Origin of the sequence: Corynebacterium mycetoides, from assembly GCF_900103625.1 — a bacterium.
Lineage (GTDB): Bacteria > Actinomycetota > Actinomycetes > Mycobacteriales > Mycobacteriaceae > Corynebacterium > Corynebacterium mycetoides.
In genome coordinates this window covers 458,008-480,982 of the sequence record NZ_LT629700.1, presented here as the reverse complement: position 1 = coordinate 480,982, position 22,975 = coordinate 458,008, and the positions used below count along the sequence as shown (strand labels likewise).

Sequence of the window (22,975 nt, the reverse complement as noted above, 5' to 3'; positions counted from 1 at the left end):
GGTTACACTCCTTGTTTGGTTGTGTCAATGGCGGCGGCGATGCGGCCCGCGGCCTCGTGGATCTCCTCGTCCGTGATCACCAGCGGCGGGGTCAGCCGCAGGACGCGTGACGACGGCGCGTTGAGGATCACCCCGTGGTCCAGCCCGGCCGCGACGACGTCCTTGGCATCGGCAGCATCGGCAGCGTCGGCAGCGTCGGGGCCGCGGCCGAGCACGACGCCGAGCATGAGCCCGAGGCCGCGGACGGATTCCACGCCGTCGAGGTTTTCCAGCAGCCCCCGCAGGAGCTCGCCCTTGCGTGCGACCTCGGCGATGAACGCGTCGTCGACGACGTCGAGGACGGCAGACGCCACCGCGCAGACCACGGGGTTGCCGCCGAAGGTGGTGCCGTGGGACCCCGGCGTGAACAGTTCCGCCGCCCGGCCGCGGGCGATGGTCGCGCCGATGGGCAGGCCGCCCCCGAGGCCCTTGGCCATGGTGACAACGTCGGGCACCACGCCCGCGTGCTCGAACGCGAAGAACCTCCCGGTGCGCCCGACCCCGGTCTGCACCTCGTCGACGACCATGAGGATGCCGTGGGCGTCGCACAGCTCGCGCACCGATTCTAAGAAGCCCTCGGGCGCCGGGATCACCCCCGTTTCCCCCTGCACGGGCTCGAGGAAGATCGCCGCGACGCTCTCCGGGTCGAGGCCCACCAGTGTGCGCAGGTAGTCGATGTCGCCGTAGGGGTAGAACTCGACGCCTGCGGGCAGCGGCTCGAAGGGGGCGCGCTTCGCCGGCTGGCCGGTCAGCGCGAGCGACCCCATTGTGCGGCCGTGAAACCCGTTGTGGGCGGCGAGGATCCTGCGCCGGCCGGTCAGGCGCGCCAGCTTGAAGGCTGCCTCGTTCGCCTCGGCGCCGGAGTTGGAGAAGAAGACGCGCGCGGTGGCGTCGTCAAGCTTGGCGGTGAGCCTCTCCCCCAGCGCGACGACGGGCGCGGAGGCGAACAGGTTGGAGACGTGCCCGAGAACGGACAGCTGCCTGGTTGCGGCCTCGATGACGGCCGGGTGCGCGTGCCCCAGCGCGTTGACGGCGATGCCGGCGAGCATGTCGATGTGGCTGCGGCCCTGGGAGTCGGTGACCCACGCCCCGCGCCCCGAGACCAGCTCGATAGGCGGGGTGCCGTAGGTGTTCATCAGCACCTGGTTCCATGCGCTCATCGTTCGTCCTTCCTGAACACTGTCCCCGCGGGATAGGTTGCGGCGTCGTAGTCGTCGGGCAGCACCATCGTGCCGATCCCGCCCATGGTCAGCAGCTCGAGCAGGACGGAATGGGCGATGCGCCCGTCGATGACGTGCGCCGCCTTGACCCCGCCGCGCACGGCCGCCACGCAGGCCGCCATCTTCGGGATCATCCCGGAGTCCAGCTCGGGCATGATGGCCTCCAAGTCGCTGAGCTCGAGCTTGGACACCAGCGAGTCCCGGTTCGGCCAGTCGGTGTAGAGCCCCTCCACGTTCGTGAGCACGACGAGGCGTTCCGCGCCGATCGCCGCGGCGAGCGCGCCCGCCGCCTCGTCGGCGTTGATGTTGTACACGTTGCCGTCCGTGCCGGGCGCGATACCCGAGACGACGGGGATGCGGCCGGCGTCGATAAGGTCCATGACCGCGGTGGGGTCGACGTCCACGATGCGGCCCACCAGCCCGATGTCAAGCTTTTCCCCGTCGACCTCGGCGTAGCGGCGCTCGGCGGTGAACAGCCCCGCGTCCTCGCCCGAGGTTCCCACCGCGTACGGGCCGTGGGAGTTGATCTTGCCCAGCAGTTCGCGCCCGACCTGCCCGAAGAGCACCATGCGGACGACGTCGAGAATCTCCGGCGTGGTCACGCGGAAGCCGCCGACGAACTCGCCGTCGTCCAGCCCAAGACGGGCCAGCATGGCGGAGATCTGGGGGCCTCCCCCGTGCACGACGACGGGCTTGGCCCCGACGGTGCGCAGGAACACCATGTCGGAGGCGAACGCCGCCTTGAGGGACTCGTCGATCATGGCGTTGCCGCCGTATTTCACCACCACGATCTTGTCGCGGAAGTGCTGGAGCCACGGCAGGGCCTCGGCGAGCACGTGCGCGCGGTCCTCACTGCTGAGGCTGCGTGTGTGAGCGAGCATGTCAGGCCTTTCTAGGTGCTGTACGCCGAGTTGATCTCGACGTAGGCGTGGGACAGGTCGGTGGTGCGCACCGTGGCGCGGCCCGGCCCGCCCGTGCCCAGGTCCACGCGCACGTCGATGTCCGGCCCGCTCAGGTCCACCTCGCGCGCTCCCGGAGCCCCCGTCGAATCGACGCACACGGCGTGCGCGTTGAAGTAGACGGAGATTTTTTCCGGGTCCATGTCCGCGTCCGCCATGCCGACGGCGGCCAGCGTTCGCCCCCAGTTCGGGTCGGAGCCGAACATGGCGCACTTGAACAGGTTGTCGCGGCCGAGGGTGCGCGCGGCGTTGAGCGCCTGCTCGTCCGTCGACGTGCCCTCCACCGTGATGGTCACCCGCTTGGTCACGCCCTCCGCGTCGGACTGCATCTGCTGCGCGAGGCTCTCGCACACCTGCGCCACAGCGTCATCAAGCTCGGCCTGGCTGGGCGTAATTCCGCTGGCCCCGGAGGCCATGAGGATCACCGTGTCGTTGGTGCTGGTGGATCCGTCGATGTCGAGGGAGTCGAAGGTCACTTTCGAGGCCTTGCGCAGCGCCTCATCCAGGGCCTGCGCGCTTGCCGACGCGTCCGTGGTCACGCACACCAGCATCGTGGCCAGCGAGGGGGCCATCATGCCCACTCCCTTGCCCATCGCGCCGACGCTCCACCCGTCGCGCTGCGCCCACGCCTGCTTCGACACCGTGTCCGTGGTCATGATCGCCTCCGCGGCGGCGGATCCGGCATCTGGGTCGAGGGCGCGGGCGAGCTCGGTGATGCCCGCGCGGACTTTGTCCATCGGCAGCAGGTCGCCGATCAGCCCGGTGGAGCACACCGCGACGTCGCCGTCTGCTAGGCCGAGCTCGGCCGCCACCAGCGCCGCCTGCTCGCGCGCGTCCTTGTCGCCCTGCGCGCCGTTGCACGCGTTGGCGTTGCCGGAGTTGAACACGACGGCTTTGACGGAGCCGTCGGCAAGCGCGGCCCGGGAGACCTTGACGGGCGAGGCGACGACGCGGTTGCGGGTGAACACGGCGGCGGCGGTGTACTCCGGGCCCTCGTTGACAACGAGCGCCATGTCGGGCTTTCCGGACGCCTTGATGCCGGCCGTGGTCGCCGCCGCGGCAAAGCCCCGCGGCGCGGTAACTCCTGTGTGAGTCATGCGTCCTCCCCTTACGGCGCGACGGCGGCGGTTGGCAGGCCAGCGGCCTCGTCCCAGCCGAGCGCGATGTTCATGCACTGCACGGCTGCGCCGGCGGTGCCCTTGGTCAGGTTGTCTATGGCCGAGGTGATCAGCAGCTTGCCGGCCGCCTCATCCACCTCCACCTGGATGTGGCACATGTTGCTGCCCACCACGTGCTGCGTCTGGGGCTGGCTGCCCGCGGGCAGCACCCAGACGAACTGCTCGTTAGCGTAGAACTCGGTGTAGCGCTCGTGGGCGGACTCCGTGGTCACACCCTCGCGCACGGGGGCGGTGACGGTTGTGAGGATTCCCCGCGGCAGAGGAGCCAGGACCGGGGTGAAGCTCACGCGCACATCTTCGCCGGTGACCTCGCGGATGTTCTGCGCGATCTCGGGGGTGTGCCGGTGCCTGCCTGCGGTGTTGTACGCCTTGAGCGAGCCCATCGTCTCCGAGCCGAGGAGCGCGACGGCCGCCTTCTTGCCCGCGCCGGAGACGCCGGTGACGGACACAATGCTTAAGTCCGGTTCGATCAGCCCGAGGGCGACGGCGGGCAGGGCCGCCAGCGTCGCCCCGGTGGGGAAACACCCGGGCACGGCGACGCGGCGGGACGCGGCGATGAGCTCGCGCCGACCCGGCATCTCGGGGATGCCGTAGGGCCAGCTCCCGGCGTGGTCGTTGCCGTAGTACTTGACCCAGTCCTCCGCGTTGGTGAGCCGGAAATCCGCGGCGCAGTCGAGGATGAGCGTGTCCTCTGCCAGCTGGTTCGCGATCTCGGCGGAGTAGCCGTGCGGCAGTCCGAGGAACACCACGTCGTGGCCGGCGAGGATCTCCGGGGTTGTCTTGAGAATCGTACGGTCTGCCAATGCTGGCAGGTTGGGCATGAGCGTGGAGACCTTCTGCCCGGAGTTGCTGTTGGCGGTCAAAGCGCCGATCTGAAGCTCCCCGGAGTGGTACGCAGGGTGGTTAAGGAGTAGCCGGAGGATTTCTCCCCCGGCGTATCCGGTGGCGCCAGCCACTGCAACGTGGAGTGTCATACCGTCATCCTAGCCTAGTATGCACTCAAACGCAATTTATGCACGCATCTGGGCGCCGAACCTCTCCTCCGCCAGCCTCGCGGCGTTCAGCCTCGCGGCAGAGGCCTCGTCCTCCGTCAGCGTGCGATCGCCCGCGCGGAACACCAACCCGAACGCCAGCGACTTCTTGCCTTCGCCGAGGTGCTCGGAGCGGTAGACGTCGAACAGCCGGACCGTCTCCACCAGCTCACCCGCGCCTTCCTCGACCGCCCGGCGCACGGACTCTGCCGCGACATCCTCGTCCACCACGAGGGCGATGTCCTGATTCAGCGCGGGGAAAGACGACAACACCGGCGCCGGGAGGTGCGCGTCGAACGGCAGCGCCGACAGATCCAGCTCCATCGCGCAGGTGCGCACCGGCAGCTCCAGCGCCTCGAGGATCTCGGGGTGCAGCTCACCGGCGTAGCCCACGACAACACCGCCGACCCCGCCAACGGTGAGCGCGGCGCAGCGGCCCGGGTGCCACGGACGCACGGACGCGGCCTGAACACCCAGCTCCACGCCGGCGGCCTGCGCCACCACGCGCGCCGATTCCACCGCGTCCGCCCACGTGTACGCACGGCCTGCGCCCCACGGGCCGGCGATCTCCCAGTTCCCGGACGCGACGGTCGCCGCGTGCAGGGGTTGCTCGGGCAGCGACTCGACCAGCTCGCGCACGGTGTCGTCGCTGGGCCGCTTGTCGACGCTCGGCAGCGGCGATTCCTCCGCCCGCGCGAACGCGACCTGGGCCACGGAGTACAGCGCGACGTCGTGCCGCCCGCGGGCGACGTTGCGGCCCAGCGCGTCGAGCATCGACGGCAGAACCGTCGTGCCGAGGATCCCGTAGTCCTTGTCCAGCGGGTTTTGCACCGTGACGGTGCGGCGGCGTGCGTCCTCGGGGTCCAGGCCCCACACGTCGAAGGTGTCGTTGGCGATGAACGGGGTCGGGATGACTTCCACGTATCCCGAGTACGCCAGCGCGTGGGTCGCGGCACGGCGGCGGCGCTGCGCCGGGGAGAGCCCGCGGCCGCCGCGGGGTGCGGGAAGCTCCAGCGGGATGTCGTCGAGGCCCTCGAGGCGCACGATCTCCTCCACGAGCTCCACGGGCACGGTGATGTCCGTTCGCCAGCTGGGCGGAAGCACCATCACGGTGTCGCCGTTACCCTCGACGCGGCAGCCGACTTCCTCCAGGCGGCGCACCACTGTCTCGCGGGGGTACTCCACGCCGATGAGCTCACTCGGGCGGGACACCGCCATCTCGATGGCGGCGCGCTCGGGCACCGCGCCCACGAGCGTGCGCTTGTCGGAGATGGTGCCGCCGGCGATGTCGGCGAGCAGGGCGCACGCGATATCGAGGGCGACTTCGACCAGCGCGGGGTCGACGCCGCGCTCGAAGCGTCGAGAAGCTTCCGAGCTCAACTTGTGGTGGCGGGCGGAGCGGGCGACGGTGAGCGCGTCCCAGGTCGCCGCCTCGAAGTAAACGTTGACGGTGGATTCCGAGATCTCGGAGGTCGTGCCCCCCATGATCGCCGCGAGGGACTGGATGCCGTTGTCGTCGGAGATCACCACGTCGTTCGAGGTCAGGGTGCGCTTCTGGTGGTCGATGGTCTCGAACGTCTCGCCGCCGGCCGCGTTGTGCACGCGCAGGTCGCCGGCAATCTTGTCGGCGTCGAACGCGTGCATCGGCTGGCCGAGCAAGAGCATGACAAAGTTGGTCACGTCCGTCGCGGCGTTGACCGAGCGGACGCCGGAGAGCATGAGGATGCGTTTCATCCAGAACGGCGCCTGGGCGGCGGGATCAATATTTTCCACCTTGCGCAGGCCGAAGCGCTGAGCCTTCGTCGACTCCTCCACGGTGATGCCCAGGAGCTCGCCGGTGGGGGCCGGCACCGCCGACGTGTCGATGCCGGCAACGGCCGGGTCGGCCGCCACGTCGCGGTAGCGCAGCCCGAACGCGGACGCCACCTCCCGGGTCAGGCCGCGCGCCGACAGCGCGTAGCCGCGGTCAGGAGTGACATTGACGTCGAAGACGACGTCGGACCCGCCGAGCACCTCGCGCGCGTCCATCCCCGGCCGCGCCGAGTCCGTGTCGAGGATGATGATGCCCTCGCTCTTGGAGGTGAACCCGAGCTCCGCCTCGGAGGCCATCATGCCGTCGGAGATCTTCCCGTAGGTCTCGCGCGCGGCGATCTCGAAGCCGCCGGGCAGCACCGCACCGGGAAGCGACACGACGACGAGGTCACCGACCGCGAAGTTGCGCGCTCCGCAGATGATGCCCTGGGGCTCGCCCGTGCCGTTGGCGTCGCCCACGTCCACCTGGCAGTAGCGGATCGGCTTCTTAAATCCCTCGAGCTCCTCGATCTCGAGCACGCGGCCGACGACGAGCGGGCCCGTCGTTTCCGGAAGCGGCTCGAACCCCTCGGTCTCGAACCCGACCCGCACGAACCCGGCGTCAAGCTCCTCGGCGGTGACTGACCAGCCGTCGTTGCCCGCGTTGCGCAGCAGGGAGGTAATCCAGTTCTGGGAAATCAGCATCGTGTTGCTCCTCGTTACTCTTCCGGTTACCTGTTAGGCCTGCACGCCGAATGGCTGGGTGAAACGCACGTCGCCCTCGACCATGTCGCGCATGTCGGACAACCCGTTGCGGAACTGCAGCGTGCGCTCCAGGCCCATCCCGAACGCGAAGCCGGAGTACTCCTCCGGGTCCACGCCCACCGCCCGCAGGACGTTGGGGTTGACCATCCCGCAGCCGCCCCACTCGATCCAGCCCGCGCCGCCCTTTTTGTTGGGGAACCAGACGTCGACCTCCGCCGACGGCTCGGTGAACGGGAAGTAGTTCGTGCGCATGCGCGTCTTGGTTTCGGGGCCGAAGAGTACCTTCGCCAGGTGATCCAGCGTGCCCCGGAGGTGAGCCATGGTCAGGCCCTTGTCCACCGCGAGGCCCTCCACCTGGTGGAACACCGGGGTGTGGGTGGCGTCGAGCTCGTCCGTGCGGAACACCCTGCCCGGGCAGGCGATGTAGACGGGCACGTCCCGCTCGAGCATGGTGCGCACCTGCACGGGAGACGTGTGCGTGCGCAGCACCTGGCGCGAACCCTCCTTGCCCACGTAGAAGGTGTCCTGCAGTGTGCGGGCGGGGTGATCGGGGATGAAGTTCAGCGCGTCGAAGTTGAAGTACTCGGCCTCCACCTCCGGACCCTCGGCGATCTCCCACCCCATGCCGAGGAAGATGTCGGCGATGTGCTCGCTCAGGGCGGTGATCGGGTGCATGGCGCCCGTCTGGTGGCGTGTCGACGGGACGGTGACGTCCACCGTCTCTTCCTTCAGGCGCCGGGCGCGGTGCTCCGCCTCGCGGACCTCGCGGATCGCGGTGTACTCCTTCTCCACGCGCCCCCGCGCCATGTTGACCAATCGGCCGGCATCCTTGCGCTGGTCCTTGGGCAGGTTGCCCAGCGCGCGGCGGGCCTGCGGCAGGAACGCCTGCTCGCCGAGGTGCTCCCGGTGCGCCTCCTCGAGGGCGGGCAGGTCGGCCGCGGCGGCAAACGCAGCGATGGCCGCCTCGGCGGCCTCGTTGAGTGACTGCTCAGTTAGTTGGATGTCGGGGGTCTCGGACACGTGCCTGTACGCCTTCTTCTCACGCGGAAAGTTTCGTGGGCCATCTTAGCGGTGTGCACCGGGCCAGCCGGCAACCGGTCTCGCCCAGCCAATCAGGCGCGGGTAACCGGGTCCTGAAGGGACTTCGCGGACTCGTACAGGCAAATGGCCGCCGCGGTGGCCAGGTTGAGCGACTCTGCGCGTCCCAGAATCGGGATGCGCACACGCACATCCGCTTCGTCCAGCAGCTCTCCCAACCCGTGCGCCTCGTTGCCGAAGAGCCACGCAGTGGGCTGCGAGAGGTCGGCGTCGGCCAGATCGACTTCCCCATCGGCCGCGGTGGCGAGGATCTGCATGCCGGACTTGCGCAGCTGACCGAGGACGTCCGTGATGTTCCTTTCCCGAGCCACGGGCACGTGGAACAGCGAGCCCGCCGAGGCGCGCGCCACCTTGCTGCCGAGGGGGTCGACGGTCTCCCCGGCGAAAATGACACCGTCGGCCCCTAAGGCGTCGGAGGTACGGATGAGCGTGCCTGCGTTCCCCGGGTCCGATGTCAGCACCGGCACAGAAACCAGGCGCGGCGCGCCGGCAAGGATCTTGCCCGGGGTCCACAGCACCGGGTTGCACAGCGCGAACAGCCCAGTCGTCGTCGCTGTGTCGGAGAGGTATTTCGCCGCGCCGTCGGTAATGGGGTGGACGTAGATGCCCATGTAGCCTGCGGCGGTGAGGATATAGTCGAAGCGCTGGGCGCCGGCCTCCGTCACAAAGACATCGGTCGCCGCCCCGGTCGACACCGCCGCGTCGACGGCGTTCTCGCCCTCGACGATGAATTTCCCGGCCTTCTGGCGCTCCTTCGCCCGGTGCAACTTGGCGGCGTTGACGATGCGGGGCGTGCGCTCGGTGAACGGTTCGGAGAAGTCAATGGCCATGGCTCGTAAGCGTACCGTTAGCGCCCCTGAACACGCGAAAACCCGCCGGGCCCCACTGTCGGGGGCGCGGCGGGCGCAGTCACGCGAATGCTTAGGCTGCGGTAGCCGGGGCGTTGACGTCCTCGGGCAGCGCGTTCTTGGCCACCTCGCAGATGGCGGAGAACGCCGCGAAGTCGCTCACGGCGAGCTCCGCGAGGATCTTGCGGTCAACCTCGACCTCGGCCAGCTTCAGGCCGTGGATGAGGCGGTTGTAGGTGATGTCGTTCATGCGGGCGGCAGCGTTGATTCGCTGGATCCACAGCTTGCGGAACTCGCTCTTGCGCTTGCGGCGGTCGCGGTACGCGTAGGTCTGGGAGTGCAGCCACTGCTCTTTGGCCTTGCGGTACAGGCGGGAGCGCTGGCCGCGGTAGCCCTTGGCGGACTTGAGGATAGCGCGGCGCTTCTTCTTGGCGTTGACTGAACGCTTGACACGTGCCATGAGTCAATACTTCCTTGTCTTATCTCAAAAAAATCGGTTGTGCTGGCGGGGCAGGTGTCTTATGCCTTGCCGAGGAGGCGCTTGACGCGCTTGACGTCGGCCCGGGCGACGTCCGTGGTGCCGGAGAGCTTGCGGCGGCGCTTGGAGGACAGGCCCTCATTCAGGTGGCGCTTGCCGGCCTGCTCGCGGCGCAGCTTGCCGGAGCCGGAAACCTTGATGCGCTTGGCGGTGCCCTTGTGGGTCTTCTGCTTCATTGTGAAAGCCCTTCGAGTCGAAAACGAAAAATTTACTTCTTGCCCTTGCGGGAAGGACCCAGGACCATGGTCATGTTGCGGCCGTCCTGCTTCGGACGGGACTCCACCACTCCGAGCTCCCCGATATCCTCGGCGAGGCGCTCGAGGAGGCGGTAGCCGAGCTCCGGACGCGACTGCTCGCGACCGCGGAACATGATGGTGACCTTGACCTTGTTGCCCTTCTCCAGGAAGCGCTCAACGTTGCCCTTCTTGGTCAGGTAGTCGTGCTCATCGATCTTGGGGCGGAACTTCTGCTCCTTGACCACCGTCTGCTGCTGGTTCTTGCGGGCCTCGCGGGCCTTTTGATCCTGCTCGTACTTGAACTTGCCGTAGTCCATGATCTTGCACACCGGCGGCTTCGCGTTGGGAGCCACTTCGACAAGATCGAGGTCTGCTTCGTAAGCCAGCTTGCGGGCGTCGTCCGTGCGGACGATGCCAACCTGTTCGCCGGACGGACCGACGAGACGAACTTCGGGAACGCGGATGCGTTCGTTGATACGAGTATCAGCGCTGATGAGAACTCCTAAAACTTTCTAAAGAAACACGTTTGATCGCTACCGAACCACCTGTCGGAGTTCTCCCACGCGAAAAACCCGCGCCGTCATCGACGGTCGCGGGAGTTCTTCCGGCATAGCGCAGGCGCTTGTCGACGCCCGCCTACACGTTGACCCTTTACCTACCTGCGATGCAGGCGGCCTGGGGTGGGAGTAACTCCACTTGCGGCCCGGGACCTTTTTTAGGGGACCCGAGCGGTAGTGCGCATAACACTACAGCGCGCGGGCCCGACTCGCAAATCCCCCGCGGCGGCGATACTCTAGCGCCCGTGAACCTTCAGTCAGCCACCGGTGTTGGTGGGCGCGCCGGCGGCGCCATCAACTGGAAGGTCGCGGCTCTTGGGGCGGGCGCCATTGCCCTGTCCGCCGCGCTGTTCCCGATCGGGATCGTAGCGTTGCTGGTCAACCTCCTCGCCGTCGGGGTGCTCTCCGTGGCCCACCGGTGTAGGCGCGCTGGACGGCGCCGACGGACTCGAGCCAACCTGCCGGGAAGCGACCTCCGTCGCCGCGGTAGTTCAGTTCGCTGTTGAACTGCGCGCCGACGATGTGATCCACATTCGGGGTGAACGTCTGCTCGCCGTCGGACCAGTTGAGGAAGTCCTGGGAGTAGCCGGGCTTGCGGAACGTCGGGGCGATGGCGGCAATCTCGTGCGGGTACCACTGCGGGTAGGCCGCGTCGCAGCGGGACCCGAACTCCGGCCAGCTGGGGTCGCGCTGCGGTGTAGTCACCGGGGCGACCACGCGGTCGCGCTGCGGGTCGGCGATCTGCTCCAGGCTGGGCCCGGTCACGGAGTTGTACGGGGCGTCGATAGGCTTGCTGTTCGCGCCTTGGGCGCGCGGGGGAATCTGCAGCGCCTGCTGGTCCACCGTGCCGTCGGCGCGGATGATGTGCGCGAACGCGTAGCGCTCGGCCGGGCCGGTGCCGCGCACGACGTCAGCGCCCGCCATGTTCTGGTAAAACCCGCCCTCGCAAGTGACCATCATGGAGATGAAGTCCTTTTCCAGCACGCCGAACTCGACGCGGAAGGTCTCGCCGGGGGCGAGCGTGATCGGGCCGAAGGTCTCGCCCTGCACCCATCCGTTATCGGTGGTCAGGCCTATGTCCGAGCGGGCGGTCGTGCTCCATCCCGACGGCAGCTCCGCGCGGGAGTTTGCGGAGATGACGTGGTTGGTGCCGCTTTCCACCTTCGCTGTGTAGTTCACGGGCTGGCTGGTCGTGTTCTTAAACTGCACCACGCCGTCGCTGAGGTAGCGCCGCGCCGTCTCCCCGTAGCGCCAGCGCGGGTAGCCGCTCGCGTGCGCCTCCCCCTGCGTGCAGGGGTGGTAAAGGTCCGCGATGGGGTACCCCTGCGGCATCGGGGGAACCTCGGACGCGGCGGCCCGCGCGCCGGTTCCGGCCGCACCCCCCCCGCAACCCCCGCGGTGGCCATGGTGGCCGCGGTCAGGCCCGCGATCAGGGCTCGTCTCACCTTCATTGTGTCCCCTTGCTCCGCACGAATCTTGTCGTGGACAGGGTACGTTCACGGGGGCTGTGCGAGACAGCGTGGCGACGAAGGTGGAAACGGTGACGCACCCGCCGGCGCCCGCGATCAGCTGGCGTTTCCGCGGTGCACGGTTCGGGGCTGTCCACTTTCGTCTCCACCCTTCGGGGTGTGGGGTTAAGCCCCGGTGTTAGAGCATGCGGGCGAGGAACTCGCCCGTGTACGAGCCCTTTACTGCCGCGACGTCTTCCGGGGTGCCTTCTGCCACCACCGTGCCGCCGCCCGAGCCACCCTCAGGCCCCATATCAATGATCCAGTCCGCAGACTTGATCACATCCAGGTTATGCTCGATGACGAGCACCGTGTTGCCCTTGTCCACGAGCCCGTTGAGCACGAGCATGAGCTTGCGGATGTCCTCGAAGTGCAGGCCCGTCGTTGGCTCGTCGAGGATGTAGATCGTGCGCCCGTTGGAGCGCTTCTGCAGCTCCGCGGCGAGCTTGACGCGCTGGGCCTCGCCGCCGGAGAGGGTCGTCGCGGCCTGGCCGAGCCGGACGTAGCCCAGGCCGACGTCGACAAGCGTGCTCAGGTAGCGGTGGATCGACGTAATCGGTTCGAAGAACTCCGCCCCCTCGGAGATGGGCATGTCGAGGACCTCCGCGATGTTCTTGCCCTTGTAGCGCACCTCGAGCGTCTCGCGGTTGTAGCGCGCTCCCCCGCAGACCTCGCACGGCACATAGACATCGGGCAGGAAGTTCATCTCGATCTTGATCGTGCCGTCACCGTGGCAGGCCTCGCAGCGCCCGCCCTTGACGTTGAAGGAGAAACGCCCCGCCTTGTAGCCGCGGACCTTCGCCTCCTGGGTCTCGGCGAAGAGGTTGCGGATTTTGTCGAACACGCCGGTGTAGGTGGCGGGGTTGGAGCGCGGGGTGCGCCCGATCGGGCTCTGATCCACCTGGACGAGTTTATCCAGATGCTCCAGCCCCCCGACCTTCTTCACCCGGCCGGGGACCTGGCGGGCCCCGTTGAGCTCGTTCTGCAGCGTCTTGGCCAGGATGTGGTTCACCAGCGTGGACTTGCCGGAACCCGAGACCCCCGTCACCGCGACGAGGACGCCCAGCGGGATGTCCACGCTGACGTTGTCGAGGTTGTTCTCGCGCGCGCCGACCACGGAGAGCATGCGGTCAGGGTCCACCTCGCGGCGGCGCTCCGGCACGGGGATGGACTTGCGCCCGGAGAGGTAATCGCCCGTCAGAGAGTTCTCGGTGTTGAGAATGCCCTTAGGCTCGCCCTGGTAGACCACCTCGCCGCCGTATTCCCCCGCGAGCGGGCCGACGTCGACCAGCCAGTCCGCCTCCCTAATGGTGTCCTCGTCGTGCTCCACCACGATGAGGGTGTTGCCTAGGTCGCGCAGCTTCTTCAGCGTCGTGATCAGGCGCAGGTTATCGCGCTGGTGCAGGCCAATCGACGGCTCGTCGAGCACGTAGAGCACGCCCGCCAGGCCGGAGCCGATCTGGGTGGCAAGGCGGATGCGCTGCGCCTCCCCGCCGGAGAGCGTGCCGGCGGACCGCGACAGGGTGAGGTAGCTCAGGCCGACGTCGACCAGGAATCGCAGCCGCACCTGGATCTCGCGCAGGACGGCGCCCGCGATCATTTCCTCGCGGTAGCCCAGGACGAGGTTGTCCAGGTAGTCCGAGGCGTCCTCAACGGAGAGGTCGGCAAGACCGGCGATGGAGAGCTCACCGTGGCTGGCGGAGGCCAGGCGGACGGCGAGGATCTCCGGCTTCAGGCGCGCCCCGCCGCACGTGGGGCACGGGATCTCGCGCGTGTACGCGAGCAACCGCTCCTTCTGGTTGTCCGTCTCCGCCTGCTCGAGCTTGCGCTCGAGGTAGCCGATCACGCCCTCGTAGGCGGCGGTGAACCCCCGCTGGCGGCCGTAGCGGTTCTTGTACTTCACGCTCACCTGGGTGGTCGAGCCGTGGATGAGGTGCTTCTGCTCCGTCTTGGTCAGCGACGAAAACGGGGCGTGCGCGTCGAAGCCCTCCTCGGCGCCGAGGGCCTCGATGAGCTTGACAAAGTAGCTCTTGTTGGGCGAGGAGTTCCACGGCTGGAACGCGTCCACCGCCGGCGCGTCCGGGTCAGGCACGATGAGATCGATGTCGATCTCCTTGCGCGTACCCAGGCCGTCGCAGGTCGGGCATGCGCCGAACGGGGAGTTGAAGGAAAACGCGCGCGGCTCGTACTCCTCCACGTTGAGGGTGTGGCCGTTGGGGCAGGCCATCTTCTCCGAGAAGATCCGGTAGCGTTCCGGGTCCGACTCGTCGACGTCGACGAAATCGAAGGCGACGAGGCCGTCCGCCAGCGCGAGCGCGGTCTCCACCGAGTCCGTCAGCCGCTGCTTCTGGCTGGCCTTGACCTGCAAGCGGTCGACCACGACGTCGATGTTGTGCTTGACCTGCTTTTGCAGCGTCGGCGGGTCGGACAGCTGGTACGTCGCGCCGTCGACGGTGACGCGGGAGTAGCCCTGGGAGGCGAGATCCGCGAACAGGTCCACGAACTCCCCTTTGCGCTTGCGCACGATGGGCGCGAGGACCTGGAACTTGCCCCCCTCATCGCGCGCGAGGACCTGGTCCACGATCTGCTGCGGGGTCTGGCGGCTGATCTCCGCGTCGCACACCGGGCAGTGCGGCGTGCCCGCGCGGGCGTAGAGGAGGCGCAGGTAGTCGTAGATTTCCGTGATGGTGCCCACGGTGGAGCGGGGGTTGCGGTTGGTGGACTTCTGGTCAATCGACACCGCCGGCGACAGGCCGTCGATGGCGTCGACGTCGGGCTTGTCCATCTGGCCCAGGAACATGCGCGCGTAGGAGGACAGCGACTCCACGTAGCGCCGCTGCCCTTCCGCGAAGATGGTGTCGAAGGCCAGGGACGACTTGCCCGAGCCCGACAGGCCAGTGAACACGATCATCGTGTCGCGCGGGAGGTCGAGATCGACTCCCTTCAGGTTGTGCACGCGCGCCCCGCGCACGGTCAAGCGGTCAGCCACCTGTAGTGTTCCTTCGCTGTAGATGAAAAAGCAACAACCCCCGAACATACCAGCGAGAGCCACGCGACCGTAGCCGGCAGTAGCCGGCAGGAGCCGGCAGTGGCTAGCATGGCCAGCATGACTGATCCCGCCGCCCCGTTCGCGCTCCACCACATCTCGGTCTCCGAGATGGACAACAACGTCTATCTCATCTCCTCCGGGGGACAGGGCCTGCTTGTCGACGCCGCCGCCGACGCCCCCGCGATCCTCGACATGGCCGCGCAGGCGGGCGTGGAGATCACCGACGTACTCACGACCCACCGCCACGCGGACCACACGCGCGCGCTCGGCGAGGTGCTGCAGCGCACCGGTGCGATCCACTGGGCGTCGTTTTTGGACTCCCCGGCGTTGCCGGCGGGCGTCGACAAGCAGCTCGGCGAGGGCGACGCGGTCGAGTTCGCGGGCCGCCGCCTCGACACCATGATTCTGCGCGGCCACACGCCCGGCGGGGTCGCCATCGTCGTCGACATTGACGGCACGCCCAACGCGTTCGTCGGCGACTCGCTGTTCCCCGGCGGCCTGGGCAAGACCGTGGGCGAGGGCGAGTTCGTCCGGCTGTTCAACGAGGTGACCACCAAGCTTTTCGACGTCTACCCCGACGCCACCATCGTCCGGCCCGGCCACGGCTTGCCCACGACACTCGGTGAGGAGCGCGGCCACCTCGACGAGTGGTGGCGGCGACGCTGGTAGCCGTTTTTGTTTAGACTCGGTTTCACAGGTACGACAACGTTGAAGTTGAAGTCGAAGTTGAAAAGGATGTTTTGATGATTCGCAAGCTCGCCCGCCCAATGCTCGCCTCGGTCTACGTGATCGACGGTGTCGAGACCGTGGTTAACCCGTCGTCGCGCCGCGAAAGCGCCGAGTCCGTGCTGAAGAAGGTGCGCTCGGTCGTTCCGGCGCCCTACCGCTCCTACCTGCCGTCTTCCCCGGAGACTGCCGCGCAGGTCGCCGGCGGCGTCAAGGCCGGCGCCGGCTCCCTCTTCGCTCTGGGGAGGGCGCCGCGCACCGCAGCCACCCTGCTCGCTCTGACCGCCGTGCCTTCCCTGATCGGCCGCCACGCTTTCTGGGAGGCGACGAGCGACGAGGAGAAGGCCCGCCGCCGCAACGGCGCTGTAACGGACGCCGCGCTCCTCGGCGGCATCCTGCTGGCCACCGTCGACACCGACGGAAACCCGGGCCTGCAGTGGCGCGCCAAGAAGGCCGCCAGCACGGCCAAGAAGAATGTCCAGCAGGCGCTGCCGACGCAGTCCGAGTCCGAGAAGGCCCTGAACAAGGCCGGCAACTGGATTTCCGACACCACCGACCAGGTCACCTCGTACGTCGAGAGCAACAAGGATGACTGGGCCAAGACCGCGGCGTCCCTGGCAGATGACGCCAAGAAGCAGACCTCGAGCTTCCTGTCCACCGCAGGCGAGTGGATCGATGACGCCACCACCCAGGCGCAGGACGCCTACGAGGACGCGAAGCCGAACAAGCTGCAGCAGTTCGCGGCGAAGCGCAAGGCGAAGTCCACGGCCAACGACATCGCCAGCACCCTCCAGTCGACCCTGGACGACCTCTCCCCGTCCACCCTGGACAAGGTGAAGGCCAAGCGCAAGGCCAACAAGATCCAGAACCGCGCGCAGGACGCCGTATCCAACCTGCAGAGCGCGTTCGAGGACCTCGACCTCGCACCGTCCGGGCGCGAGAAGCGCAAGGCGAAGAAGAATGCCAAGAAGCTGCAGAAGCGCGCCGAGAAGGCCGTCAAGCAGGCGCAGAAGAAGCTCGGCTAGTCCCGCTTTTCACTGCACCACCGCTCCACCGCAACCCCGTCACCGCCCTCCGGCGCGGTGGCGGGGTTTCGCAACAACCCCCACATGATTTTTTAAGGAGGCCATCGGGTGAGTTCACCGGAGATTGACCGGGAGCAATCCTATGCCGACATGCTCTTCTCCCGCCTCGACGCCGAGGTTGCCGCCGCCCGCGAGCAGCTCGACGCCGTCCAGGCGGATGTGGATCCCGACAACCCGGACCCGGACGCGCTCGTGCGGCGCGAGACGCAGTACCACGCCGTCAACGCCAAGCTGGACACGCTCAACGTCGCGGAGGTGGGCCTCGTCTTCGGCCGGCTCGACATCGCGGACAACGACGCCGACAACCCCGTCGACGGCAGGCCCGACGTGGACCGCCGCTACATCGGGCGCATGGGGATGGAGGACCGCGCGGACAACTACCGCACGCTCCTGCTGGACTGGCGCACCCCCATGGCCCGCCCGTACTACCTGGCCACCACCGCCCACCCGGAGGGCGTGGAGACGCGGCGCACGATCCGGATGCGCGGGCGCACCGTCACGGCCGTGGACGACGAGATCCTCTCCGGGGGCGACGCCGCAGCCGACCTGGGCCGACTGTCCGACGTCGGCTCCGAGGCAGCACTGCGACGCGCCATGAACGCCGCGCGCACCGGCCGGATGCGCTCCATCGTGGAGACGATCCAGCGCGAGCAGGACGAGATCATCCGCGACCCGACGCGCGGGGTGCTGGTCGTGCAGGGCGGGCCGGGCACCGGCAAAACCGCCGTGGCGCTGCACCGCGTCGCCTACCTGCTCTACACCTGGCGCGAGCAGCTCTCGCGCACGGGCGTGCTGATCCTCGGGCCGAACACCACATTCCTGGAGTACATCTCACGGGTCCTGCCCGAGCTCGGCGAGACCGGCGTGGTGCTGGGGACCGTCGACACGCTCGTCCCCGGCTTCGTCCCCGCCACGCGGCGCGAGCCCGCCGCGGCGCGGGAGGTCAAGGGCTCGGCCGAGATGGTGACGGTGCTCCAACGGGCCGTTCGCGCGCTGCAGACGGTCCCTGATTCCCCGGTGCCCCTGCGCATCGACTCGGTGACCATCGACGCCACCCCCGAGATGGTCAAGGCGGCGCGGACGCGGGCGCGGCGCTCGCGCAAGCCGCACAATGAGGCGCGGCCCCTCTTCGCCGAGCACCTGACGCAGTCGCTCGCCGAGGCCCTGGCCCGCCGCATCGGCGAGGACCCGCTCGGCGGCGAGAACCTGCTCAGCGCGGCCGACATCGACCAGCTCCACGACGACTTGGCGGACGAGCCGCAGGTGCGCGAGCTTGTCGACGCCCACTTCCCCGCGCTCACCCCCACAGGCGTGCTCGAGGGGCTGCTCACCAGCCGCGAGATGATCGCCGAGGTCGCCTCGGACTACGACGACTACACCCGCGAGGCGCTCTACCGCGAGCCGGGCGCCGGCACCACGCCCTCGGACGCGGCCCTGCTCGACGAACTCGCCGAGCTCATCGGCGTCGCCGACCCCGAGGCCACGCGCGAGGAGGAGCAGCGGCAGTGGCGCGAGCTGGTGGCCGACGCCGAGAAGGCGCTCGAGATCCTGTCGTCGTCGGCGTCGACGGACAACGACGACGACCAATTCGAGGCGGAGATCCTCTCCGCCCACGACGTCATCGACGCCGAGACGCTCGCCAGCCGGCAGCGCGTGACCGACCTGCGCTCCACCGCCGAGCGCGCCCGCGAGGATCAGACGTGGGCGTACGGGCACGTGATCGTCGACGAGGCTCAGGAGCTCTCCCCGATGGAGTGGCGCATGGTGTTCCGCCGCTCGCCGTCGCGTTGGATGACGCTGGTGGGTGACACCGCCCAGACCTCCGCGCCCTCGGGTGCCGACGACTGGGCGTCCGCGCTGGAGCCGTTCGTCGGCTCGCGGTACTCGGTGCACGAGTTGACGGTGAACTACCGCACCCCCGCGGAGATCATGGATCTGGCCAACCGCATCCTCGCCGAGATCGACCCGGAGGCGAGCCCCGCCACGCCGATCCGGTCCACCGGCGAGGAGGTGACGTACCTCCCAGCGGGGACCGACCCCGCCTCACTCCCCGAGCACGGCGGCGAGGGCACGACGACGGTGATCACTGCCGACAACGTGGCCGACATCAAGGGTCTGGAGTTCGACCACGTCACGGTCGTCGATCCCGCGGGGATCGTCTCGGCCTCCGGGCAGGGCTGGCAGGACCTCTACGTGGCCGTCACCCGCGCCACGCAAACCCTGACCGTGATCGGCGACGTGCCGTGGTAGCGGCTACTTGACGGTGTGGACGATCATGACGTCGCAGTCGGACTGGCGGGCCACGTCCGCCGGGACGGATCCCAGCAGCCTCCCGGTGAGCGTGTTGATCCCCCGGTTGCCCACCACGAGCAGGTCCGCGCCGTACTCGTTGACCACCGCCATGAGCGCCTCCACGGGCGTGCCCGCACGGGCGGCCACGCGCACGTTGCCCGCCCCGACTTCGCGCGCGTACGACGCCGCGCCCTCGAGGTTCTTCTCCGCCTGCTCGTTGCCGAGGATGATCACGGAGTCCTGACGCGGCGCGGCCGACACGTCGGCCTCGGAATCGTAATAGGCGGTGGCGATCACCAGTTCCGCCCCGAACGCGGCCGCGAGCCGGGCCGCCCGCTCGACGGCCAACATCGAGGACTTCGATCCGTCGCTGCCGACGACAATCACCTCGTAGTCGTCGGGCATGATCAGTGGTGCCCTTCTGCGCGGGTGTCCACCAGCACGACGTCAACGGGCGACTTCTTGGCCACGCTGCCGGGGATGTTGCCGAAGATCCGGCCCGCCAGCGACCGCATGCCCTTGTTCCCCACGACGAGCAGGTCGGCTCCGTGTTCCTGGACGGATTCCACCAGGACGTTCGCCGGCATGCCGGGCTTGGTCACGAGGGTGATGCGCGGCGCCTGCTCCTCGCGGGCGATGGCCTCGGCGCTTGCAAGGATGCGCTCGGCGTCGTCGTCGGTGACGATGTCCACCTTGGACAGCTCGGCGTTGCTGGAGTTGAGCAGGGAGGTGTTCGCGCTGTAGTGGGCGCAAATCACGGTCAGATCCGCGTCGTACACCCGGGCCATACTGGCGGCCGCGCGCACCGCCATGAGCGACGTGGGGGAACCGTCCGTGCCTACGGCGATCGACGTGTACATATGCATAGTTATCCCTATCCCTTCCTAGACTCCAACCTCTTTCATACCACGCAGCTCCTTGCGCAGATCCGCGATCTCGTCGCGGAGCCTGCCGGCGAGCTCGAATTTCAGCTCGCGGGCGGCGGCCCCCATCTGCGCGGTGAGGTCGTCGATAAGCTTTTGCACGTCCGCGGAGGTCATTGCCGCCACATCGGGCTTTTCGACGACCGCGGCCTCCCCGCCGACGCCGCCGACGCCGTCATCCGCGGTCTCGTAGACCTGGTCGAGAATGTCGGCGATCTTCTTGCGCAGCGGCTGCGGGTCGATGCCGTGCTCCTTGTTGTAGGCCAGCTGCTTCTCCCGGCGCCGCTCGGTCTCGTCGATCGCGTCACGCATGGAATCGGTGACCTTGTCCGCGTACATGATCACCGCCCCCGACACGTTGCGGGCGGCGCGCCCGATGGTCTGGATCAGCGACTTCGTGGAGCGCAGGAAGCCTTCCTTGTCGGCGTCCAGGATGGCCACGAGCGAGACCTCCGGCAGGTCCAGGCCCTCGCGCAGGAGGTTGATGCCGACCAGCACGTCGTACTCCCCCAGGCGCAGCTGGCGCAGCAGCTCGACGCGCTGGAGCGTATCGATGTCGGAGTGCAGGTAGCGCACTTTGATGCCGTTGTCCAGAAGGTAGTCCGTCAGGTCTTCGGCCATGCGCTTGGTCAGCGTGGTCACGAGCACGCGCTCGTCCTTGCTCACGCGCTGGCGGATCTCCTCGATGAGGTCGTCGATCTGCCCCTTCGTCGGGCGGACCTCCACCTGCGGGTCCACCAGGCCCGTCGGGCGGATCACCTGCTCGACGTACTCGCCGCCGGTGGCCTCGAGCTCGTAATCGCCCGGGGTGGCCGACATGTAGACGACCTGGCCCATCCTCGACTCGAACTCGTCGAACGTCAGCGGGCGGTTGTCCACCGCGCTGGGCAGGCGGAACCCGAACTCCACCAGGTTGCGCTTGCGCGACATGTCGCCCTCGAACATGCCGCCGATCTGGGGGACGGTGACGTGGGACTCGTCGATGATGGTGAGGAAATCCTCCGGGAAGTAGTCGATCAGCGTCGCCGGGGCAGAGCCCGCGGGGCGGCCGTCGATGTGCCGCGAGTAGTTCTCGATGCCGGAGCAGAACCCGACCTGCTGGATCATCTCCAGGTCGTACTCGGTGCGCATGCGCAGGCGCTGGGCTTCGAGCAGCTTGCCCTTGTTCTCCAGTTCCTCGAGCCGGTCGGCGAGCTCCAGCTTGATCGCCTCGACGGCCTTTTCCATCCGCTCCTCCGTGGCCACGTAGTGGGTGGCCGGGAAGATGCGCACCTCCTCCTCCCGGCTGATCACGTCGCCGGTCAGCGGGTGGATGTAGTAGAGCTCGTCGACCTCGTCGCCGAAGAACTCCACGCGCACCGCCACCTCCTCGTAGGCGGGGATAATGTCGACGGTGTCCCCCTTGACGCGGAACGTCCCGCGCTTGAAATCGATGTCGTTGCGTTCGTATTGGACGTCGACAAGCAGGCGCAGGAACCGGTCGCGCTCTACCTCCTCCCCCTTGCGCAGCACGATGGAGCGGTCGAGGTAGGACTGCGGGGTGCCCAGGCCGTAGATGCAGGACACGGAGGAGACCACGACGACGTCGCGGCGAGAGAGCAGCGCGGAGGTGGCGGAGTGGCGCAGGCGCTCGACGTCGTCGTTGATCGACGAGTCCTTCTCAATGTAGGTGTCCGTCTGCGCGATGTACGCCTCCGGCTGGTAGTAGTCGTAGTAGGAGACGAAGTACTCCACCGCATTGTTGGGCAGCAGTTGGCGCAGCTCGTTGGCCAGCTGGGCGGCGAGCGTCTTGTTCGGCGCCATGACCAGGGTGGGGCGCTGCTGCTTCTCGATGAGCCACGCAGCCGTCGCCGACTTGCCCGTGCCCGTGGCGCCCAGCAGCACGACGTCCTTCTCGCCGCGGGTCAGGCGCTCGTCGAGCTCCTTGATGGCGGCGGGCTGATCGCCGGACGGCGAGTACTCCGACACGACCTCGAACGGCTTCTCACGGCGCTCGATCTCACCGACCGGGCGGAATTCGGAGTGAGCGAGGACGGGATGTTCAGCAGCGAAAGCCATGGACACAGTCTAACGACCGTGTCAATGTGTCACTGCGCGACTTTGCTCGTCGCCTCCCGCGTCGCCGCGAGCCACTGCTGGAGCTCGCCGGCGTCCTCCCACATGTCGTACAGCTCGGAACCGTCGACCACGACCGCTTCTCTCACCTTGGCCTCGATCCAACGGCGGTCCCTGAAGCTGAAGTCGAACGCCCGGGCGCGCTCCAGCGATTCGCACGGGAGGTGGCCGTTGATCACGGCGGCGAGGGCAACGATGACCTGCCCCTGCTCGCTGTCCACGGAGGCGTTGTCGCACTCGAAACGGAACTGGTCCATGCGGAACGTGCCGTCGGCAAGCTGGCCGACGGCGTCCTTGGCGGCGTCGTTGTCAAACGGCCCCCAGTTCCACGTTCCCATGCGCGGAAACGATAGCCGAGGCAACTTAATGGGAACTGTCCAATAGTTTAACGGCTCATAACATCTTGCGGATCGTGTCAACGACTTCGTTCACCTGGGGTTCAAGGGCCTCCAGCGGGCCGTTGTTGTCGATGACGATGTCGGCCTTCGCCCGGCGCTCGGAGTCGCCGATCTGCCGCTCGATGCGGTTGCGCGCGTCGGCCTCGTCCAGCCCCCGCTTGTCGACGAGCCTGCGCACCCGCTCCTCGGCGTCCACGTCCACCACCACGGTTAGGTCCATCTGCTGATCCAGCCCGAGCTCGATGAGCAACGGCATGTCGTAGACCGCGGCTTGCGCACCCTGCCGCTCCAGCTCGGCGAACCGGCGGTCCGACTCGCGCCGGATCGCCGGGTGGGTGATCGCGTTGAGGCGCTGGGTCTGCTCCTCGCTGACAAACGCCCGGCGTGCCAGCTCCGCGCGGTCGAGCGCGCCGTCCGGGCCGATGATGTCGCCGCCGAACGCGTCCGCCACCTGCGCGAGCACCAGCGAGCCGGGCGCCATGTTGTCGCGCGCCACCTGGTCGGCGTCCACCACCGGGAAGCCGGCCGCCTCCAGCATTCTGGCCACTGTGGACTTTCCGCTGCCAATCCCGCCGGTCAATCCGATTCTCAACATGGGGTGCAGTCTAGCGTTTCCCGG

20 protein-coding genes are annotated in these 22,975 nt (G+C 68.0%); 3 read left to right on the top strand and 17 right to left on the bottom strand.

Annotation, left to right across the window (positions count from 1 at the left end; all coding sequences use genetic code 11):
* Positions 1 to 2: 2 nt before the first annotated feature.
* From BLS40_RS02360 to uvrA, 12 genes are all read right to left on the bottom strand, one after another.
* Positions 3 to 1,199 carry an acetylornithine transaminase gene (locus BLS40_RS02360; RefSeq protein WP_092148260.1) on the bottom strand — a complete coding sequence of 399 codons (1,197 nt, stop codon included), beginning with the start codon at positions 1,197 to 1,199 and terminating at the stop codon, positions 3 to 5.
* The gene (gene argB, locus BLS40_RS02355) at positions 1,196 to 2,140 is read right to left on the bottom strand and encodes an acetylglutamate kinase (protein WP_092148257.1); all 945 of its coding nucleotides are present in this window, start codon (positions 2,138 to 2,140) and stop codon (positions 1,196 to 1,198) included. The genes BLS40_RS02360 and argB overlap by 4 nt, the downstream gene beginning before the upstream one ends.
* A gap of 11 nt (positions 2,141 to 2,151) precedes the next feature.
* Positions 2,152 to 3,315 carry a bifunctional glutamate N-acetyltransferase/amino-acid acetyltransferase ArgJ gene (gene argJ, locus BLS40_RS02350; protein WP_092148254.1) on the bottom strand — a complete coding sequence of 388 codons (1,164 nt, stop codon included), beginning with the start codon at positions 3,313 to 3,315 and terminating at the stop codon, positions 2,152 to 2,154.
* Between the two features lie 11 nt (positions 3,316 to 3,326).
* Positions 3,327 to 4,370, bottom strand: coding sequence for an N-acetyl-gamma-glutamyl-phosphate reductase (gene argC, locus BLS40_RS02345; RefSeq protein WP_092148251.1), 1,044 nt, complete (start codon positions 4,368 to 4,370; stop codon positions 3,327 to 3,329).
* A gap of 36 nt (positions 4,371 to 4,406) precedes the next feature.
* Entirely contained in the window at positions 4,407 to 6,923 is a 2,517-nt protein-coding gene (pheT, locus tag BLS40_RS02340) for a phenylalanine--tRNA ligase subunit beta (protein ID WP_092148248.1), read from the bottom strand.
* Positions 6,924 to 6,956: 33 nt separating this feature from the next.
* Positions 6,957 to 8,003, bottom strand: coding sequence for a phenylalanine--tRNA ligase subunit alpha (gene pheS / locus BLS40_RS02335; RefSeq protein ID WP_092148245.1), 1,047 nt, complete (start codon positions 8,001 to 8,003; stop codon positions 6,957 to 6,959).
* A gap of 92 nt (positions 8,004 to 8,095) precedes the next feature.
* On the bottom strand, positions 8,096 to 8,911 hold the full coding sequence (locus BLS40_RS02330; RefSeq protein WP_092148242.1) for a TrmH family RNA methyltransferase: 816 nt from the start codon (positions 8,909 to 8,911) through the stop codon (positions 8,096 to 8,098).
* Between the two features lie 91 nt (positions 8,912 to 9,002).
* A complete protein-coding gene (gene rplT / locus BLS40_RS02325) occupies positions 9,003 to 9,389 on the bottom strand; it encodes a 50S ribosomal protein L20 (protein ID WP_092148239.1) in 387 nt (128 codons plus the stop codon).
* A 59-nt stretch (positions 9,390 to 9,448) separates the two neighbouring features.
* Positions 9,449 to 9,643 (bottom strand): 50S ribosomal protein L35, encoded by a 195-nt coding sequence (gene rpmI / locus BLS40_RS02320; RefSeq protein ID WP_092148236.1) that lies wholly within the window; start codon positions 9,641 to 9,643, stop codon positions 9,449 to 9,451.
* Positions 9,644 to 9,675: 32 nt separating this feature from the next.
* Positions 9,676 to 10,197 (bottom strand): translation initiation factor IF-3, encoded by a 522-nt coding sequence (infC, locus tag BLS40_RS02315; protein ID WP_092148233.1) that lies wholly within the window; start codon positions 10,195 to 10,197, stop codon positions 9,676 to 9,678.
* Positions 10,198 to 10,638: 441 nt separating this feature from the next.
* The gene (locus BLS40_RS02310; protein ID WP_092148230.1) at positions 10,639 to 11,592 is read right to left on the bottom strand and encodes a hypothetical protein; all 954 of its coding nucleotides are present in this window, start codon (positions 11,590 to 11,592) and stop codon (positions 10,639 to 10,641) included.
* Positions 11,593 to 11,907: 315 nt separating this feature from the next.
* Complete coding sequence (gene uvrA / locus BLS40_RS02305) at positions 11,908 to 14,757, bottom strand: excinuclease ABC subunit UvrA (RefSeq protein WP_092148227.1); 2,850 nt, start codon at positions 14,755 to 14,757, stop codon at positions 11,908 to 11,910.
* 117 nt (positions 14,758 to 14,874) lie between these two features.
* Between uvrA and BLS40_RS02300 the strand changes: the two genes are divergently transcribed.
* From BLS40_RS02300 to BLS40_RS02290, 3 genes are all read left to right on the top strand, one after another.
* Positions 14,875 to 15,486: an MBL fold metallo-hydrolase gene (locus BLS40_RS02300; protein WP_092152060.1), complete on the top strand. Its 612-nt coding sequence runs from the start codon at positions 14,875 to 14,877 to the stop codon at positions 15,484 to 15,486.
* Positions 15,487 to 15,560: 74 nt separating this feature from the next.
* The gene (locus tag BLS40_RS02295) at positions 15,561 to 16,568 is read left to right on the top strand and encodes a DoxX family protein (RefSeq protein ID WP_092148224.1); all 1,008 of its coding nucleotides are present in this window, start codon (positions 15,561 to 15,563) and stop codon (positions 16,566 to 16,568) included.
* A 150-nt stretch (positions 16,569 to 16,718) separates the two neighbouring features.
* Positions 16,719 to 18,878: a HelD family protein gene (locus tag BLS40_RS02290; protein ID WP_092152058.1), complete on the top strand. Its 2,160-nt coding sequence runs from the start codon at positions 16,719 to 16,721 to the stop codon at positions 18,876 to 18,878.
* A gap of 3 nt (positions 18,879 to 18,881) precedes the next feature.
* Here the strand turns inward: BLS40_RS02290 and BLS40_RS02285 are convergent, their stop codons facing one another.
* Genes BLS40_RS02285 through coaE form a run of 5 tightly spaced genes read right to left on the bottom strand, consistent with a single transcriptional unit; the run spans position 18,882 to position 22,951 of the window.
* Positions 18,882 to 19,325 carry a universal stress protein gene (locus BLS40_RS02285; protein ID WP_092148221.1) on the bottom strand — a complete coding sequence of 148 codons (444 nt, stop codon included), beginning with the start codon at positions 19,323 to 19,325 and terminating at the stop codon, positions 18,882 to 18,884.
* A gap of 2 nt (positions 19,326 to 19,327) precedes the next feature.
* The gene (locus BLS40_RS02280; protein WP_092148218.1) at positions 19,328 to 19,786 is read right to left on the bottom strand and encodes a universal stress protein; all 459 of its coding nucleotides are present in this window, start codon (positions 19,784 to 19,786) and stop codon (positions 19,328 to 19,330) included.
* 18 nt (positions 19,787 to 19,804) lie between these two features.
* A complete protein-coding gene (uvrB, locus tag BLS40_RS02275) occupies positions 19,805 to 21,901 on the bottom strand; it encodes an excinuclease ABC subunit UvrB (protein ID WP_092148215.1) in 2,097 nt (698 codons plus the stop codon).
* 29 nt (positions 21,902 to 21,930) lie between these two features.
* Positions 21,931 to 22,296 (bottom strand): DUF4259 domain-containing protein, encoded by a 366-nt coding sequence (locus BLS40_RS02270; protein ID WP_092148212.1) that lies wholly within the window; start codon positions 22,294 to 22,296, stop codon positions 21,931 to 21,933.
* 55 nt (positions 22,297 to 22,351) lie between these two features.
* Positions 22,352 to 22,951, bottom strand: coding sequence for a dephospho-CoA kinase (gene coaE, locus BLS40_RS02265; RefSeq protein WP_092148209.1), 600 nt, complete (start codon positions 22,949 to 22,951; stop codon positions 22,352 to 22,354).
* Between the last annotated feature and the right edge of the window lie 24 nt (positions 22,952 to 22,975).

Excerpts from the sequence above, each read along its gene's own strand:
- BLS40_RS02360 (WP_092148260.1), bottom strand. The coding sequence starts at position 1,199 with ATGAGCGCATGGAACCAGGTGCTGATGAACACCTACGGCACCCCGCCT.
- argB (WP_092148257.1), bottom strand. The coding sequence starts at position 2,140 with ATGCTCGCTCACACACGCAGCCTCAGCAGTGAGGACCGCGCGCACGTG.
- argJ (WP_092148254.1), bottom strand. The coding sequence starts at position 3,315 with ATGACTCACACAGGAGTTACCGCGCCGCGGGGCTTTGCCGCGGCGGCG.
- argC (WP_092148251.1), bottom strand. The coding sequence starts at position 4,370 with ATGACACTCCACGTTGCAGTGGCTGGCGCCACCGGATACGCCGGGGGA.
- pheT (WP_092148248.1), bottom strand. The coding sequence starts at position 6,923 with ATGCTGATTTCCCAGAACTGGATTACCTCCCTGCTGCGCAACGCGGGC.
- BLS40_RS02330 (WP_092148242.1), bottom strand. The coding sequence starts at position 8,911 with ATGGCCATTGACTTCTCCGAACCGTTCACCGAGCGCACGCCCCGCATC.
- rplT (WP_092148239.1), bottom strand. The coding sequence starts at position 9,389 with ATGGCACGTGTCAAGCGTTCAGTCAACGCCAAGAAGAAGCGCCGCGCT.
- rpmI (WP_092148236.1), bottom strand. The coding sequence starts at position 9,643 with ATGAAGCAGAAGACCCACAAGGGCACCGCCAAGCGCATCAAGGTTTCC.
- BLS40_RS02310 (WP_092148230.1), bottom strand. The coding sequence starts at position 11,592 with ATGCCGCAGGGGTACCCCATCGCGGACCTTTACCACCCCTGCACGCAG.
- BLS40_RS02300 (WP_092152060.1), top strand. The coding sequence starts at position 14,875 with ATGACTGATCCCGCCGCCCCGTTCGCGCTCCACCACATCTCGGTCTCC.
- BLS40_RS02295 (WP_092148224.1), top strand. The coding sequence starts at position 15,561 with ATGATTCGCAAGCTCGCCCGCCCAATGCTCGCCTCGGTCTACGTGATC.
- BLS40_RS02290 (WP_092152058.1), top strand. The coding sequence starts at position 16,719 with ATGCTCTTCTCCCGCCTCGACGCCGAGGTTGCCGCCGCCCGCGAGCAG.
- BLS40_RS02285 (WP_092148221.1), bottom strand. The coding sequence starts at position 19,325 with ATGCCCGACGACTACGAGGTGATTGTCGTCGGCAGCGACGGATCGAAG.
- BLS40_RS02280 (WP_092148218.1), bottom strand. The coding sequence starts at position 19,786 with ATGCATATGTACACGTCGATCGCCGTAGGCACGGACGGTTCCCCCACG.
- uvrB (WP_092148215.1), bottom strand. The coding sequence starts at position 21,901 with ATGGCTTTCGCTGCTGAACATCCCGTCCTCGCTCACTCCGAATTCCGC.
- BLS40_RS02270 (WP_092148212.1), bottom strand. The coding sequence starts at position 22,296 with ATGGGAACGTGGAACTGGGGGCCGTTTGACAACGACGCCGCCAAGGAC.
- coaE (WP_092148209.1), bottom strand. The coding sequence starts at position 22,951 with ATGTTGAGAATCGGATTGACCGGCGGGATTGGCAGCGGAAAGTCCACA.